This window comes from Nocardia sp. NPDC004718, from assembly GCF_053601535.1.
The window spans coordinates 132,012-147,696 of the sequence record NZ_JBSGCA010000017.1; the positions used below are offsets into that span (position 1 = coordinate 132,012).

Below are 15,685 nucleotides of genomic sequence, written 5' to 3' on the forward strand. Positions count from 1 at the left end.
GCATGCCAATTTTGAACGTGCCATCAGTTAACGGTATGTTTACCTCTGGGTCGGCAAACATCCGCCTGCAGACGACCCCTTAGGCGGCGGCTGGCCAGCCGCGATCCGGTTCCTCCAGCCGCCGCACAGCAGGTCACAGGCTCTGGCCAAATTTCTTGCCGCTATTTAGGTGCACACTATTGAACGTTCCGACAGCAGAGGGTACTGTCTGAACACAGATCGTCAGTCCCTCATCCTGACGGTCTGAACCCAAAGCAACGGCCGGTGGCACCGGCAGGCCACCGGCCGTTGCGGGGGTGCGCAGGCCGGTAGCACGGTGTGTGTACGTCTACCACTGCCGCCACTTCGACTCAGCAACCCATTCCCGTGCTTGGGAATGGGTTTTCTTGTGCCATCGATCGTCCGCTCAGTCGCGCGCCCCCGGCGGATCCACGCGATCGGACGACGTCACCCGCGACGGAGCCACCGCCGAGTCGGCGAGATGGACACTGTCGACGCCCGCTTCGGCCCCCTTCTCCCGGACCAAACGCAGCGGCGGTCGCGCGGACGGAGCGTGCACCACGGCCGGAACGTCCCGAGTACGACGGGTCTTGGTCCACGGTGTCACCGCGGGCCGACGGACTTTCGAAGTGGCCTTCACCGGAGGTTCGGGCTTCGGCGGTGCGGGATTCGACGGGCCCGACTGCGCCACGGCACGCCCCCAAGGGGTGGACGCCGCAGCGGAGCCCTGCTGGGTGATGGGCGGAATACTCGGCGAATCTCCCACGACGGGACTCTCGACCGCGGACCTGTCCGCTACGGACAGCTGGCCGGCGGGCGCAACCGCGTCGGATGCCAAGCCGAGCCGGTGCACATCGGCGTCCGGCGTCGAGCGCGCCGGAACCTCGGGCACCGCATCACGAGCGGCGACCGGCACGGCATCCGCTTGCGCGGAGATCGCACGGGGGGTCTCGAGCCCGGCGGATCGCTGCGCCACCTCCGAATCCACGCCGTCGCGCGCGGCGGCGGATACCGGTGATTTCCTCGCGGGATCCGCGGCCGGATCACGTGGGTCCGCACCGGCAGGTGCGGCCGACCGGTCGCCGGCCTGGACCGGATTACCCGCGCGGCCTTCGGATCCGTTCCGGTCGACCGGCCGGTCCCCGTTACCGATCGCGTTCGTGGCATCGCGCATCGCGACGGGGACTCGCACGTTGTCGGTGCGGTGTCCGTCGAGACCAATGTTCCCCTGTGCAGCCGGAGCGAAGCGTGACCCGGGCTGTGCGTCGCGCGCGACAGGGAATTCCCGCGCTGCCGGGGCAGGACCGTGCGGTGTGGGGGTGTCCGTCGCGGTGTGCTGCGCAACATCGTCGAATGGCGTCGACGTCGTGAAGTCGAGTTCCGCGACGTTCTCGGCGAATGTCGCCGCGTGCCGCATGATGTCGTCGGCGTGATCATCGAGCACCTTCGCGAAATGCTGCACCGCGTCGGGGTCGATTTCCAACCGGGTGGCTCCGCTCGACGAAGGGACGTCGAGGGCGTTGCGGGTGGCGTCGTACACGATCCCGTTGACCATGTCGTCGATGGCCTGCTCGAGCGGTTCGATGGCTTTGCCGACGACCTCGGCGACGATGTAGCCGACCAGGTACTGCACCATCTCCTCGCACAGGCGGCGTGCTGCTGCGGCGACCAGCGGCGCGGACGGAGCCAGCGGCGGCGTGACCATGATCGATGCGTAGGTCGCGGCCAGGGCGGCGAGTTCGGCAAATACGGCGATCTTCACCGCGGTGATCACTGTCGCCGCCACTTCGAGGGCCTGCCCCACGAGCTTGCAGGCGCTGTCGAGTTGTCGCATGTGGGTAGCACTCATGCCCGCCCAGGTGGCGACCAGCTGCTGGTAGGACTCGCCAGAGTAGAAGGAGCCCATCTGCTTTATCACGCCGGTCGCCGAGTCGTGCGTATCCCGCACTTGCTCGGCGAAGGTCCGGACATGCCCGGCGAGGGCACGCACATCGTCCTCGTTGATGTCCGGGTAGGGGATGCCGCAGATGTTGAGGAACAGCGCGACCTCGCTGGGGATGTTTATGGCCACGCTGCGTTCTCCTCCGCGGTCACCGGCTCACAGCACCCGCACGACGACGGCTTCGCTCGGCATACGTGACCATTTCACCGTCGAACCCGTGTAGGGCGCTTCGATGACCATCCCGTTGCCCGCGGCCAGCTGCACGTGCTCGGGCCCTCTCGTGCTGAACGACCTGGCAGGGAACACCAGGTCACCGGGACGCACATCCTCGGGATGCACCCGGACCCCGCTGTAGATCTGCTCGTGTGTGGTGCGCGGCAACACCACTTCCCCGTGGCTGGCCTGGGCGACGGCGTACTGCGTAAGGCCCGAGCAGTCGAATCCGCCGCCGCTCGGACCACCCGCGCCGCCGCCACCCCAGACATACGGGGTGCCGAGCCAGTTACTGGCGGCCAGTACCGCGTTGCTGCCGGTCGTCCCGTCGGAGGGCACCATGCCGCTGCGACGCAACCGAGACGAGGACCTGGACCTGGAACGCGTCCGCCGCCGCCGCCGAGGCGCCGCGCCGCGCCCGGCCTGCCGGGTCACCGGCGTCGCGGGCGGCATGATCTGCGCGGCCTGCTGACGCGCGACGGCGACATCGGCGTCGACCTGCTTGGTGGCATTCGAGATGGTGGTCTGCGCTGCATCCAGCAGCGCGGGACCGCTGAAGCGGGTGTCGCCCACCGCGGCGATCGCCTGTATCCGGCTCTGGAGATCCGCGATCTGATTGGTCAGACGACCGCGGCTGTTGACCGTTCCGTCACCGGACTCGCCCACGGCCTTCTGGACGATGCCGTCCTTGCTTGCGTGCGATTCCGCGATCGACAACTGCATGCCCTGCGCCTCGCCGTACCAACGCGCCGCCACGCCGGAATGGGCACCCAGGTCGGCGGCGATCGCTTGGTTCGTGGTCGCCGCCTGGCCGGCGGGCTGGCCGTCGCCGTAGAGCGCGAGCAGCGATCGGAGCACTCGGTCCAGGTCGTTCGTCAGTGCCGGTGCCATTCGACCGACTCGCCATCGCTCATCACCGACCGCCTCTCACACGCTCCCAAATATTGTGTCCCCCGAACCGATTCGGCCGTATTCCCATTCCTGGGTGGGTAATCGTACTATGAACCACTTCCCAGAATCGGGAAGCCGGGAGAATAAGGGTGACTTCTGAGAGGCGGTGGCGGCTGCATGGTAACGACGGCGACGAATACCGAAGCCAAGAAGGCAACGACGTCGGCATCCACCACTCTGGCGAGCTATGCCTCCGACGCCAAGCATGTGGTGCCGATCCATTTGCACTGCCCGCCCGGTGCGTCGGAAGGGCTGCGCGCCTTCATCGCGATGGCGGAGACCGCCATCCAAACCGCCGTCGACCTGCTCGGCCGCGGCATGCCCACGCCGCCGCCGGACGTGGAAGAGCTGCTGCAGCCCGACTTCTACAAAACCCTCGGCGAGGGCGAAGCGGACGAGGAATATCGCAAAAGCGTCGACAAGGTCGAGGCCAAGCAGTTTCAACTGCTGCAGATGGACAATAAGGTGATCAGGACCTCGCAGACCGTGGCCAGCGAGCAGGCGCGGGCTGTGAAATCCATCCAAGATATCGTCGCCAACCTCAACGAAACGCTGAAGCGCGCGGGCACGCGCAAACTCAAGTCCAAAGACGAGCTTCCCTATCTCGAAGCTGTCGCCACCGCGGTGGACCGGGTCTACGACAAGGTCGCCGCGATCGCCGAACTCAACGATCACATGGCCAACGGCGGCGGAAGCGGCAGCGGCAATGGAGGTTCGAGCGGCGGCCAAACCAGCGGCGGCGGCACCTCCGGTGGCAGCAGTGGCGGCGGCGACGGCGGGCTGTCGTCGCTGTTGCCGATGTTGGCGATGCTTCCGATGGCGGCCATGCCGCTGATCTCGCAGATACCCCAGATGATGCAGAAGGCCGAAGAGGACAAGGCGAAGAAGGCCGAGGAGAACCAGAAGAACGGCGCTCCCGGACAGCCGGGCCAAGCACCGCCACCCAGCAACCAGGCCGCGCCTGCCGCCGCGCCGCCGCAGGGCGCCCCGAACGCGCAGCCGACGGGAGCGCAACCGGCCACCGCGCCACCCGGCGGCGTCACCGCGGCGCCGGCGGCGAATACCGCGCCGCCCGGCGAACAGAACGGGGCTCCGGCCACCGGATCGCCCAGCGTCATCCCGGCTCGGCGGACCAGGGAGAGGTCTGCCGCCGATCGGCCCGACAGCCAGACCGCGCAGGATGCGGTGGACGAGCGCGAACCGGATCGGGAAGAAAGCTCGGTCATCGACGCATAGTGGAGCGGCCGTTCGGTCGCCGCTCGATCTGATCCCGCGTGTACTAGTTCGCGGGTTCGATATTCCGGCTATCCGCCTGGCACGATCGGGGTCGGGCGGACGGGCGTCGGCGCGGGCCGTGTGGATCAACGCAACCATCGGTGTCGGCCGCGTCGGTCACCATGAGCACGGCAGCGCAGCATCCCCGTATAACCGCCGGTGCTACCGTCTTCGACCGGCCCTTGATCCCCGGTATGGGCCGTCGCCGCAACTCGGTCGGAATTGCCGGTGCCTGCCCAGTGTGTGCCATCACCCCCTGCACCGCCCGGATTCGCGTAGCACGGCTGCCGGCAGGTACGCGCGATCCGGGTTGCGGCGAGGTGGGTGTGCATCCCACCGCACCGTGTCCGTACCTCCGGAAAAACTCTAGAACAGTTGAGCTTTCACGACTGCTCCGGCGGCGGCGAAGGCGCGACGACGATCGTGGGCGGCGGCCCTCCGGCGACTTCCGGTGCGGTGACCGAGGGAACCGTCTCGGGCCGAGCGACCCGCTCGGGCTGCACGGCGGCGGAGACGGGCGCCGGTGTCGAGACGAATTGCGGATGCAAAGTGATCTGTTCGTGCGCGTAGACAGCGTCGCGCAGAGTCTGTCGGCCCGGTTCGTCGGCCAGCAGCAGCACCAGCTCGTTGCATCGTCGCTCGAAAACCATACTGCGCAACGGGGAAACACCGGCATCCAGCCGTAGCTGGCCGATCTCCACGCGGCCCACGTCGACCCGCTGTCCTAGCATCGAGGCCGCCAGCAGATCGTCGGCGTCGCGCAGATCATCCCACAGTGCGCGCGGCACGGCCCTCCCGGCTTGCAACTCGGCGAGGATCCGTTCCCGCACCTTGCGCGACGTGGCGGCTTCGGCGGGCACCGGTCCGGAACGTCCGACCTGTGCGTGGGCATCCGCGGCCAGCTCCACACATCGAGATGCCACCTTCGCGTCGGGCACCGACGCGACATGCTCCAGACCCGGGACCGAACCAGCAAGACCGAGGCGGTCAGCCGTGTCGGGGGTGAACGTGCGCAGGTCGACGTCGTAGACCGGACCGACAAGTCCTTCCATCGCCGCGTCACCGAATCGGGCACGCAAGCCGGGGTCGATCGGTCCGGAGGAGACCAGGGCAGACAAGCTCGCATTCGCTTTGCCGCCCCACGCCAGGCCGAATTCCGCCAGTACTCGAGCCGGATCCGTGACACCCTCCCACGGTGAACCGGCACCGTCGTCGGCGGCGAGCAACTCGTCCCAGTTCCACGGCGTGGAAACCTCACGCGGCAGGAACAGTCCTGCGGGCAACCAACCACGGCCTTCGTTGGAAGTGATGAAGACGCCGATTCCTCCTGGACCACGCATCACCGCGACCGCCCAGGCCATGCCCACCGGAGAGTCCACGGCGGCGAGCACGCTACCGAGCAGCGTCTTGGCCAGCACCAGATCGTCGTTCACCGGGCTGCCCACCACGTAGGCAGGTTCGGCCTCCTTGTCCTTCGCCGAGGCGACAGCGGCGGCGAACGGGCTCGCGACCGGGACCGGCATGGGCGGCATGTCCGACCGGCCGGTCGCGCCGCTGGCCGGCTGCGTGGCGCCTCGGTCGTCCGGGCTCGCGTTGAGTGGCCCGACTCCACCGGGAGGCATGCCCGCGGTCGTCGGTGCGGTCACGCCGGTGCTCGACGGTCCTCCCGTTGTTGTCGGCGTCGCGCCGGCCGCGTTCGGCGTTCCAGCGCCGTTGGTGCCGACCGATTCCGTCGGCACAGCGGTCGCTCCGGGCACACCTGTACCTGTGGGCGACGCACCGTTCGGGCCGCCGGGCGACGTACCGAGCGGGTAGTTCTGGGCGCCATCGGGATCGGCCGAGGCCGGGCCCGCCGAGGCCGGGCCCGCCGAGGCCGGGGCTGCCGAAGTAGGAGCGGCCGACACGGGGCTGTCGCCGGGCGCGGAACCGACCGGCGTCCTCGTGCCACCCGGACCGTACTGATCGGTCGGGCTTCCGCCGAGCCCGGTCGGGGACCGGTGATCGGTGTCGTCGATCAGCCGCCGGATCTCCGAGGCAGCTTCCGAGTCGTGCCGCTCATAGGCGGCCGCGGACGCCTGCAACGAGTCGGCGGTGCGGTCGTGTTCACTGGCCAGCGCCTCGCCCGCACGCTGGCGGGCATCGTAATAGCGCTCCAGCGCTTCGTAGACCGGATAGGCGATCTTGCCGTAGGTGGGCAGGAAGTTCGCGAGCCAGTCAGTGGGCGGTTTGGCCCATTCCCTGGTATCGGCCGCGACCCGGCGGTGTTGGTCGGCCAGCTGACGCAAAACCGCAGGGTCGATTTCCATGCTGTTCGGCATGCTCGATCAGATCCTTTCCCACCACACGTCCCACTATTGTCAATCCTTCCCAGCCATGGGTAGTGCGCGGCGTTTGCCCGGTTCACGCCTTGATCAGTGGCATTGAGCCGTAGCGCTTTTCGTCTATTGCGGCGCCCGGCCCATCCTCACCGACCCGGACCCGCGGTGATGGTCGGGCGACGGGTCCGGGCGGCAGCGGGGCCCGGAGCCGGTGCGACGAAGTCCGGATGACCCACGATTTGCGCGTGCGCGTACACCGCGTCGCGCAGACGCCTGCGTGTCGCGTCCTCCGCCAGCAGCAGCACGAGTTCGTCGCAGCGTCGCTCGAAAACCATGGCGCGCAACGCGCTCATCTCCGATGTGTACCGGCCGTCGGCCTGATCGGCGCGCAACTCGCCCAGCGCGACCCTGGACACATCGACACGCCGCGACAGCATCGTCGCGGTGAGCAGGTCGTCGGCATCCCGCAGCTCCTCCCACCACTCCTGCGATACCTCACGGCCCTGCCGGAGCGCGCCGAGGATCCGCTCCCGTGTCGCGGGCGCTGCCAGCGCGGCGGGGGAACCCAGACCCGCTTTGTGGACCCGGACATGCGCGTCCCAGGCCAACTCCCAGCATCGCACCCCGATCTCCGACTCCGGCGTGGTCGCGGCCCGCTGCACCAGCGCGGGAGCTCCGATCAGTTCGAGGCGGTCGACCAGATTCGGCTTCGGCGCGCTGAAGTCCATCGCCGAAGCGGCGGGGACTTCACCTTCGATCGGCACGTCACCCAATTGCCGTCGCAACTCGGCACCGACTTCCTCCGAAGAGACGACGGCGGTCAGCCGAGCACCGGACTTGCGGCCCCAGGCGATTCCGAATTCGGCCAGAACACGCGCGGGATCGGCGACACCCTCCCACGCGCTCTGGGCCACCTCCCACACCCACGGCGTGGACATCTCACGCGGCAGGTACAGCCCGGCGGGCATCCAGCCGCGGCCCTCGTTCGAGGTGATGAATGCGGTGATGCCGCTCGAATGACGCATCACCGAGACTGCCCAGCCGAGCCCGATGACCGTGTCGCCGCCCGCGGCAAGGACGCCGCTGAGCAGCGTGCGGGCCAGCACCAGGTCGCCATCCACTCGCTCGCCCAGTACGAATGCCGGTGCGGCCGCCGACGTCATGGCCGCGCCCACCACGGTGCGCATCGAGTCGTCGGTGTCGTCCTTGTCCGCATCAGCACGCTGTTCGGTCCGTTCCGGCGGCTGCGCCCGGCCGGTGCCGCTCGCCCCGGGAGGTGGCGTCGCGCCCACTGCCGTGACTTTGGGCGCGGCGGCCGGTCCACGGGTTTCGCTCGGCGCGACCGTGGTCTGCTTCGGCTGGACTTGCGGCGGCCCCGAGCCCGCCTGTGCCGCTGGAGCGGAGACCGACGAGCCGGGAGGAGGGGCCGAGGCGGCGGGTGTGGCCGGTACAGACGATGCGGGCGGCGCGGTGGCAACAGGCGCCGCGACAGGTGGAGGAAGAATCAACGGCGGCGGGGCCGATGCGACCGGGTCGGCCCCGGGCACGGAGGAACCGGTGAACTGGTCGGATGCGGCAATGTCGTGCGGTTCCGCCGCAGAGACGGTAGTGGCACGGTCGGGGCTCGCGGACTCCGTTCTGTCGACCGAGACATCCTGGTCCCTTCCGCGTGAACCGTGTGCATCCGAACCGGGCACACCTTGATCGTGACCGTCCGTCGCCACATCCTGGTCCGAAGCCACGGGCTCGCTGTCCGTGATGTGACGAGGCGGGCCACTCGCGGCGGGCAGACCGGGTCCGTGGTCGGCGACCGGACCGGCCGTGTTGCTCACGGGTACGGTCGTCGCCCCACCGGGCGTGCGCTGGTCGGGCACAGGATTTATCGCCGAAGGGCCGACCGAAGCGTCCTGCACCGGCTCCGGATTCGGTTGTTGCCCGAGTTCGTCACCGGGCAACAGCACCTCGCCCGGGTCCACGGTCGGTCGATGACCGACATTTTCGGGGAACACCGCAACCGGCGGGTCGTCCCTCGGCCCGTTCACCCGCGGTGATCCGTCATGCCGTGGGCTGCCGGAGTGATCCGTGGCCGGACGGTTCTGTTGGTGGTCGCCACCGCTGTGATCGTGCGCCCTGCGGTGTTCCGGCTCCCAAGGCCCCGGCTGGTTCAGCGCATCGCTGATCCGGTTCAGACTGGGCAGGTCGTTCGGGCCGAGCGCGCCGAGCGCCGCTCGGACGATATCCTCGACGTCGTTCCGGGCGGCGTCGATTATTCCGGGAATCCGGTTCCGGATCGCCTGGGCGTCGGCTTCGTCTTCTTCTGCCGCGGCGGCCCGCTTCGTCGCGTTGATCCTCCGAGTGGCCTCATCGACCACGTCCAGGATCTTGTGGCGTGTCCGATAGACGAGGTCGGAAAAGAAACGAAAGGTGCCGGCTGCCGCCTCCAAGGCATCGGCGAACGCCTGCGGATTCTTGCTCTGGCGCAGCATCTCGTCCTTGATCGGGTCCAGAGCGGCACTGGCGCGAACCCGTTCGTCGAAGTCGCGGCGCTTGCTGTCGGCATCGAGCAGATCCAACCCCGCCGCGCCGTCGCTCGCGAGACGTTCGAGCGCATCCCAGTCCCCCGGCGAGATCGCCGGCCAGTTGTCTTTGACAATCTCGGTCCAGTACGGACTGCTGCGCTCCGGTTCCATCGGCGAGTCAGATGGGTTCGGCGCTACGCACCGCGGCGGCGCCTTCTCGATCGTGGTCACCGTGCGCGTGGGAGGTCCGTGCCGCGAACTGCGTGGTCGCCTCCGCCCGGCGGCCGTGTGCACGCACCGCACGCTCAAAGGTGGTCCTGATCCACTCCGTCTTCGCCACGAGTTGGCGGTCGAGCTCCGATTCGGGTCGCCGCGGCGCGACGAAGCCGTCGACGGTCCCTTTCGTCCGACCACCGGTCGTGGTCATCGCCGTGCCCCATTTGTACGCGGTGGCGATCACCTCGTGCGGCGGGTCGGTGTCGAGTCTGTCGGTCATTGTCGCTGTCCTGTCTCGCCGTTGCGGCGGTCGGCACTCAGGTGTCGCGTCGGAACTCGGATTCCTCCATGGCGCGATACGACGCCTCGGTCGGGAGGTCGAACGAGTCGATCGTGTAGGAACGGGTGCCCTTGTACTCCATCTCGGCCCGCAGGCCCACACGCGATTTCGCGTGTGCCAGCCGCGCGAGCTTGACGATCTGGGAAGCCAGCCACTCGTCGCCGTTGTCGCGGGCGTCATCGGTGATATACAGGCCGATGATCTCCCCGTCCCGGTCGCACCCGACGCCGACCGTGTGATCAGGGTTGAACACCTCGTAGGTCAGGTTCCGCCAGTCCGGCGGGGCGGCTTCGCGCTCACCGTCGTCGTCGACGTCGAAGTCGTCGACCTGGAACGAGTGCATGTCGGTCATCGGCTGCTCTCCGAGAATCGTTCGCCGGGGCGAGGATCGATCAGGTAGTCGGCATCGTCGGACACGGATTCCAGGCGCGCTGCCAGTGCGGACCACGCGGCGTCCTCGATGCGCATGACTTGGCGCAACTGCCAGAACCGGGCGCCGAGATACATCTCACCGGTGCCGTCGGCTGCCACATCGAGATGGTCGGGACCGTCAGTAGTTGCGTTCAAGGTGACGGCCGTGAGCGGCGGGCGGGTGTCGTCGACATTGACCAAGGTCGCGCCGCCGCCGGGAATGAAGCTCTGCCGCAACCGGGCACTGGTTCCGATCGCGACGCCCGCGCTGTTGGTGGTGATGGTGACCTCGGGATTCAACAGCAGTTGCAGCACCCAAGAGCGAGCCGCCTGCTCGGGATGGTCGGCGTTGATCGCGATGGTGAGGGTGGCCGCCAAGTCGACCACGAGAACCGAATCCGTAGTCGTGACACCGGCGATCACCAGACGCCTGGCGGTGCCCACCGGGTACGGCAGATCGTCGGCGGCCAGGGACACCACGTCCGAGCCGACCGCACCGCCGGTCGCCGGGTGCGCCGAGACAGTTCCGGTGGCGATATCGATTGTGTAGGCGACGATCGTCTCCGAAATGCCGTCCGCCACCCCGGCCAGACGGACCAGCCCCTCGTCGTGCAGCCACCGCACCGTATCCGCGACGGTGACATCCGGGGCCGGCTCGGTCATCCTGCCTGCCCGGAAGTGGTGGCGACCGGCTCGGCCGCCTCGACGGGGTTCTCCATGACGCTCTGGTACTGCCGTGCCGCGTCGGCGGTGCTCTCCCGGATGGCGGCCATGATCTCGGTGACCAGTTCGGGGCAGGTCAGCCGAGCAGCGGTGCCCGGCGCGAGGTAGAGGTCGGTCAGCCTGCCCATCGCGTCGACTTCCGGGATGACCGCGCCGCTGGGCGACGGCCTGCGTGCCCTGATGTTGTCGATCTTCTCCCGCATCTCGGCGATCCGGTGCCGCAGATTGCGGGCGGCGTCCAAAGCCGCCTGCACGTCCGGGTGGATGGAACTCATGGCTCCACCTCGCTGCGCTCACTCATGCGTTACCTCCGGATTGGGTCGGTGTCTGGTTGCCCGGGCCGGGCGTCGGCGGGGTCACGGTCGGGGCTATGGTCGGCCGTTCGCCGATCACCGCTTCGGTGTGCGGTGTGTCATCGACATACATCAAGCGGTCCGGATGCCACGCCACGACTCGGTTGCGGTCGTTACCATTGCCTCCCGCGTTGCCCATACCCGGCGCCATCGGCATGTACGGCATCATCGGCGATCCGCCACGTGCGGCGGTTGCCCCTGCGGCCGACGACGCGGCGAGTGGTTCGATGACCGACGTGCGGGGCATGCCCGAACCCAGACTGGCCGCCGCGGCCACCGGCAGAGCGGTCGCCGCAACGGTTTCGGGCTCGATATCCGGGATGCCGAGACCGGGACTGCCGACGGGCATCCCGCTCGGGCTGCCCGTCCCGAGTCCGCTGGGAATGCCGAGATCTTCGTAACCGTAGTTATCGACGCCGTAGTCGTCGTAGGCCTCCGACGGATCCGACTTGCCGAGCTGACTCAGTGGCATTCCGGCCGAAGTCATCGCACCCAGCAAGGCGGGCAGCATCTGGCTCAACGCGCTGCTGTCACCGCTACCGCTACCGCTCCCCTTGCCGTCGCCGGTGCCTTCGCCGGTGCCGACCTTCGAGCCGACCTCGGTGGAATATCCGGTGATCGTCTCCGCCGAACGAGCGTTCTGTTCGTTGAATTTCGCCAGCGCCGCTTGGATACCGGCTTCGTTCTTGGCGCGCATCGCCGCGAGGAGCTCCTTGCGCGCGGCGATGATCTCCTCCGGCGTGGGATGCTTCGCTTTCGCGGTACGGAATGCGTCGCTGTAGGTGTCGATTCCGTCGGCCAGCAGACCGAGACCCGTACCGAGCTGGTCGAGCCATCCGCGGCGCCGGCCGAGTTCCGACGCCGCCTTCGCGCCGACCGGTTCCCAGTGCTGCATCGACCTCGTCGCCGAGTCCACTCCGTCGACGGCCGCGAGGTGCGGTCCTCCGGCGAACTTGCGCAACGCGTCCGCGAATCCCTTCGCCGCGCCCGGCCCGGGGCCCGAGTGCAACTGCTGGGCGAAGGTCAACGGGTCGACGGCGCCCCCCGCGACGGGGAACCTCAGCGCGGGCGGGCGCCGCTGGTCGATTTCCTGGACATCGCCGACGGGATTGGCCAGGCGTTCACCGCCGCTGCCGTTGATGGCCCGTGCGCCGTCGTCATCGCCCGCGGTGTACTCGGCCGCCGCCGTGCCGATGTTGTACGCCGTGCGCTGGATATCGGTGAGAACACCCGCCATGCCATTGAGCAGAGACGCGGCTTGCGCGTTGAGCTGCGGCACCGCCGCGGCGGAAATCGGGTCAGCTCCCGCGGGCACCACCCATCCGCCGGGTATCGCCGCCCCGGTATCGCGCGCCACCCCGGCGAGTTTCGATGCCGCAGCGACGAGTTCCTGCGGATCCACATTCAACGCCATCGCGACCTCCTATCCTCATCTGCCGCTGCCACATTGCTCGCGCGATCAGCCCGCGGGTACCGCGGCAACCGGCATTGCCGCGTTCGCGGACTGATCGGCCGTGCCCGGTGTCGCCGAGGGCGCGCCCCCGTCCACCGGCGCGGTCACATCGGTGTCCTTCGGGTGCACGAACCCCTGGAACGCACCGAATTCTCCTGCCTTGTCGGACATCTCAGCTGGATTGCACGGTTTCAGCTCGCCGTCGACGATGACCTCCATCGTGCCACCCGTGTCGGAAGGGAATACCACGAGAACCGCCGTGCGCTTCTCCCAGATGCCGACGTCTCCGGTCATCGCCTGGAAAGGATCGATGGGAGCGCCGATCTGCTTCTTGTCCGACCACTTGGATGACGTCTTCTCGTACGCCTTCTGCGCGTCGGTGCCGCTCTTGTTACCGAACGCCGCGTCGAGGACTTGGGCGCGCATCGCGGAAACCTTCTGCGTGCGTCCATCGGGGAAGGTGTAGACCACGCTGCCGTCCGCACCCGGTGTACGACCGGGCGCCACCGCGGGCTGTGTGGAAGTCGTCGTCCCGGTCGGCGCACCGGTGTGCTGCGTCGTGGGGGCCGTTGCGGCAGGCTGTACCGCCGCGGGCTGCGTGACGGTCGGCGGCGCGACCCGCTGCGGGTACACCGGATCGAGTTCGTCGTCGTAGCGACGGGGATACAGCTCCGAGCGGCGGCTGTTCAGGTCCGTGTCGGCGCCGAAACGATTCATGAGTGGCCCCGCAATCAACGGCAGCATGGACATCGCGTCCAGGCCGGAGCTCGCAGGCGATGCGGCGGCGGTCGACGGCACACTCGGAGTCTCGGGTGTCGTCACGCCCGGCGTGGTTCCGGTGGGGTCGACACCGCTGGGTGTCTGGTTGTTCAGACCGGCGCCGTCCGTACCGGTGCCGTCCAGATTTGTCGGCGTCGTGCCGGAAGTCGGGTCGTCGAGACTGTCCAGGCCGGTGGGGAAGGCACTGTTGTCCACGGCGGCCGGGATGGTCTGGTCGTTGTTGCCGGTCGTGGGGTAGTTCGACGTGTCGACGTTCTGCGGATACCCCGTCGGATTGGCCGCGGCCGTCTCCAGCGCCTTCACCCGATCCTTGAGGTCCTTGGTCATCTTGTCGGTCTCGTCGGAATCACCTTTGATGCCTTTTGCGATGTCTTCCTGCTCGGATTTCGTTGTGTTCGTGATTTGCAGAGACTTTTCGCAACCTTCGGTGACGTATGTCATGACATGACGATTTTCATCCAGATCCGGGGGCGGAGCCGCGGCTTGGGTGTTGAGATATGGAATGAGTTTGTTCTTATAGTCGTCTCTGGCGGTCTCTACGGAGACCTTCGAATCGTGGACCTTTTTCGCGACCCCGACGTCCCGCTTCTCCATCTTCTCGAAAGTGTCCACCAGCTTGTTGTTTACCATCGCGTAGTCTTCGAAGACGGCCGCCCTGACCGAGTAGTTCTTCAGGTCGACCTGCGGCACCGGCGCCTTGATCGGCATTTTTTCCGCGTTACCCTTACCGAGATATTCCCAGCCCATCTGGAGAGTCGTGTGCAGGCACTTGTCCTCGCCCTTGTCTACTTCCAGAAAATCATGAACCGCGATATAGAGCTTGAGCCGCTCCGCCGGCCACCGTTTGGAATATACGTCCGGGACATACAGGGTCGGCATGTCCTCGCTCATGGAGACACCAGCGCGGCCGAACTAGTGCCTCGATTTTCCACACCCGCCGGACGCACCGGGAGTTTATCGGGAACAGCCTGTGGCTCCGGAGACTTCACTCCCTGCTGGCCGCCCACGATTCCAGCGGTCAACGCGGCACTGGTCAACCAAGTGCGGCCTCCCGCATTCAGCGCGCCGGTTAGCGCCGACGACACCGTGCTTGCACCGGCTCTCGCGATGACACCACGAACGGCACCACCGGCGGCTCCTCCGAGCAGCGCGAGAGCACCGGTTTGAGCACCATTTGTCAGCGCTTCGTCCCAGCTACCGCCCTCGATTCCGGTTATGGCCGCTTCCGTTCCCCCTCCCACCAGGGCAGAACCCAACGCAGCGCCTATCGCCGTCCCGACTCCCGGAGCGATCACGGTCCCGATCAGACCGCCGACAGCGCCACCCGCCCAGGTGAGGCCGGTGGTCGCCACGAACTTGCCGACGTCACCCCACGAAAACCCTAAGAAACCCATGGGTCACCTACCTGATACCAGGGCGAGCACCTGTTCACGACGACCGGGTGGCCGTCGCGTCTGCGGTTTCCCCACCTCGACCGACATAATTCCGGATGGAGCCGCACAGAGCTCGCACATCACCACGGCCAGGTCCGCCTCTCGATCGAACACCTCATCGTCGATGAGCCATACAAGCAGCGACCGACCATGAGTGAGACCTACTTTCGACGTCTTCATTGTCGAGTCTTCCCAACTACGGGAAGCGCAACGCTGGCGGAACCGGAGCAGCCGGCACACATCCACTTACACTGACATGCGCGATTGTCCAGGCAGTCAGACGGTCCACAGCAACTTGCGAGGAAAGGGTTGGACAAACCTGCGACCCGTACTCGAACCCACCGTTCGAGCATTCTCCATCTGCCGATGGCACCGACAACCGGGGAAGATCATGACGTCAGCTGAAATCTGGCCCGCCGGGGTCGAGATAGACCCGAAACAGCCGGAAACGGTGGAAGATCAGCGGACCGGACCGGTGACGCCGTGGTCGAGCCGACCGGATCAGCAACGACGGCCTGGTACGGCGGTGCCGGGACAACCGAGTACTCCCCCTGCGCCGGGCCAACCGGGAACTCCTGCGCCCGGTTCGTCCAATGGCGCCATCCAGTCGGGGCAGCCTGGGTCGGGTGTTTCGGCGTCGCCTCAGCAGGGCCAAGCCGTTGCGCCTGGTCAGCAGGGTGCTGTTCCTGGTCAGGGGTCGGGTCAGTCGGTTGAGGGTGGTCCGGGTGGTGTGGTGGCTCCGCGGGTGGAGGCGGTGC

At 67.6% G+C, this 15,685-nt stretch carries 11 protein-coding genes; 1 reads left to right on the plus strand and 10 read right to left on the minus strand.

Annotated elements, in window-relative coordinates; all coding sequences use genetic code 11:
• Positions 1-406: 406 nt before the first annotated feature.
• Both ACWEH3_RS15785 and ACWEH3_RS15790 read right to left on the minus strand, forming a co-directional pair.
• Positions 407-2,071: a WXG100-like domain-containing protein gene (locus ACWEH3_RS15785; protein WP_450018468.1), complete on the minus strand. Its 1,665-nt coding sequence runs from the start codon at positions 2,069-2,071 to the stop codon at positions 407-409.
• Positions 2,072-2,098: 27 nt separating this feature from the next.
• On the minus strand, positions 2,099-3,046 hold the full coding sequence (locus ACWEH3_RS15790; protein ID WP_450018470.1) for a C40 family peptidase: 948 nt from the start codon (positions 3,044-3,046) through the stop codon (positions 2,099-2,101).
• 177 nt (positions 3,047-3,223) lie between these two features.
• Here ACWEH3_RS15790 and ACWEH3_RS15795 point away from each other — a divergent pair, with 177 nt between their 5' ends.
• The gene (locus ACWEH3_RS15795; RefSeq protein WP_450018472.1) at positions 3,224-4,342 is read left to right on the plus strand and encodes a hypothetical protein; all 1,119 of its coding nucleotides are present in this window, start codon (positions 3,224-3,226) and stop codon (positions 4,340-4,342) included.
• A 422-nt stretch (positions 4,343-4,764) separates the two neighbouring features.
• Here ACWEH3_RS15795 and ACWEH3_RS15800 read toward each other — a convergent pair whose 3' ends face one another.
• The 8 genes from ACWEH3_RS15800 to ACWEH3_RS15835 all read right to left on the minus strand — a co-directional run bounded on the left by ACWEH3_RS15800 (position 4,765) and on the right by ACWEH3_RS15835 (position 14,385).
• On the minus strand, positions 4,765-6,699 hold the full coding sequence (locus ACWEH3_RS15800; protein WP_450018474.1) for a type VII secretion target: 1,935 nt from the start codon (positions 6,697-6,699) through the stop codon (positions 4,765-4,767).
• A gap of 146 nt (positions 6,700-6,845) precedes the next feature.
• Positions 6,846-9,389: a hypothetical protein gene (locus ACWEH3_RS15805; RefSeq protein WP_450018476.1), complete on the minus strand. Its 2,544-nt coding sequence runs from the start codon at positions 9,387-9,389 to the stop codon at positions 6,846-6,848.
• A gap of 7 nt (positions 9,390-9,396) precedes the next feature.
• Positions 9,397-9,714, minus strand: a complete 318-nt coding sequence (locus ACWEH3_RS15810) for a hypothetical protein (protein ID WP_450018478.1) — start codon at positions 9,712-9,714, stop codon at positions 9,397-9,399.
• A gap of 37 nt (positions 9,715-9,751) precedes the next feature.
• Positions 9,752-10,126 carry a hypothetical protein gene (locus ACWEH3_RS15815; RefSeq protein ID WP_364431815.1) on the minus strand — a complete coding sequence of 125 codons (375 nt, stop codon included), beginning with the start codon at positions 10,124-10,126 and terminating at the stop codon, positions 9,752-9,754.
• Positions 10,123-10,848: a hypothetical protein gene (locus tag ACWEH3_RS15820; RefSeq protein WP_450018481.1), complete on the minus strand. Its 726-nt coding sequence runs from the start codon at positions 10,846-10,848 to the stop codon at positions 10,123-10,125. Before ACWEH3_RS15820 ends, ACWEH3_RS15815 begins: the two co-directional genes overlap by 4 nt.
• The gene (locus tag ACWEH3_RS15825; protein WP_450018483.1) at positions 10,845-11,183 is read right to left on the minus strand and encodes a YbaB/EbfC family nucleoid-associated protein; all 339 of its coding nucleotides are present in this window, start codon (positions 11,181-11,183) and stop codon (positions 10,845-10,847) included. Before ACWEH3_RS15825 ends, ACWEH3_RS15820 begins: the two co-directional genes overlap by 4 nt.
• 22 nt (positions 11,184-11,205) lie before the next feature.
• Positions 11,206-12,675 (minus strand): PE family protein, encoded by a 1,470-nt coding sequence (locus tag ACWEH3_RS15830; protein ID WP_450018485.1) that lies wholly within the window; start codon positions 12,673-12,675, stop codon positions 11,206-11,208.
• A 45-nt stretch (positions 12,676-12,720) separates the two neighbouring features.
• Positions 12,721-14,385 carry a hypothetical protein gene (locus ACWEH3_RS15835; RefSeq protein WP_450018487.1) on the minus strand — a complete coding sequence of 555 codons (1,665 nt, stop codon included), beginning with the start codon at positions 14,383-14,385 and terminating at the stop codon, positions 12,721-12,723.
• Positions 14,386-15,685 lie beyond the last annotated feature (1,300 nt).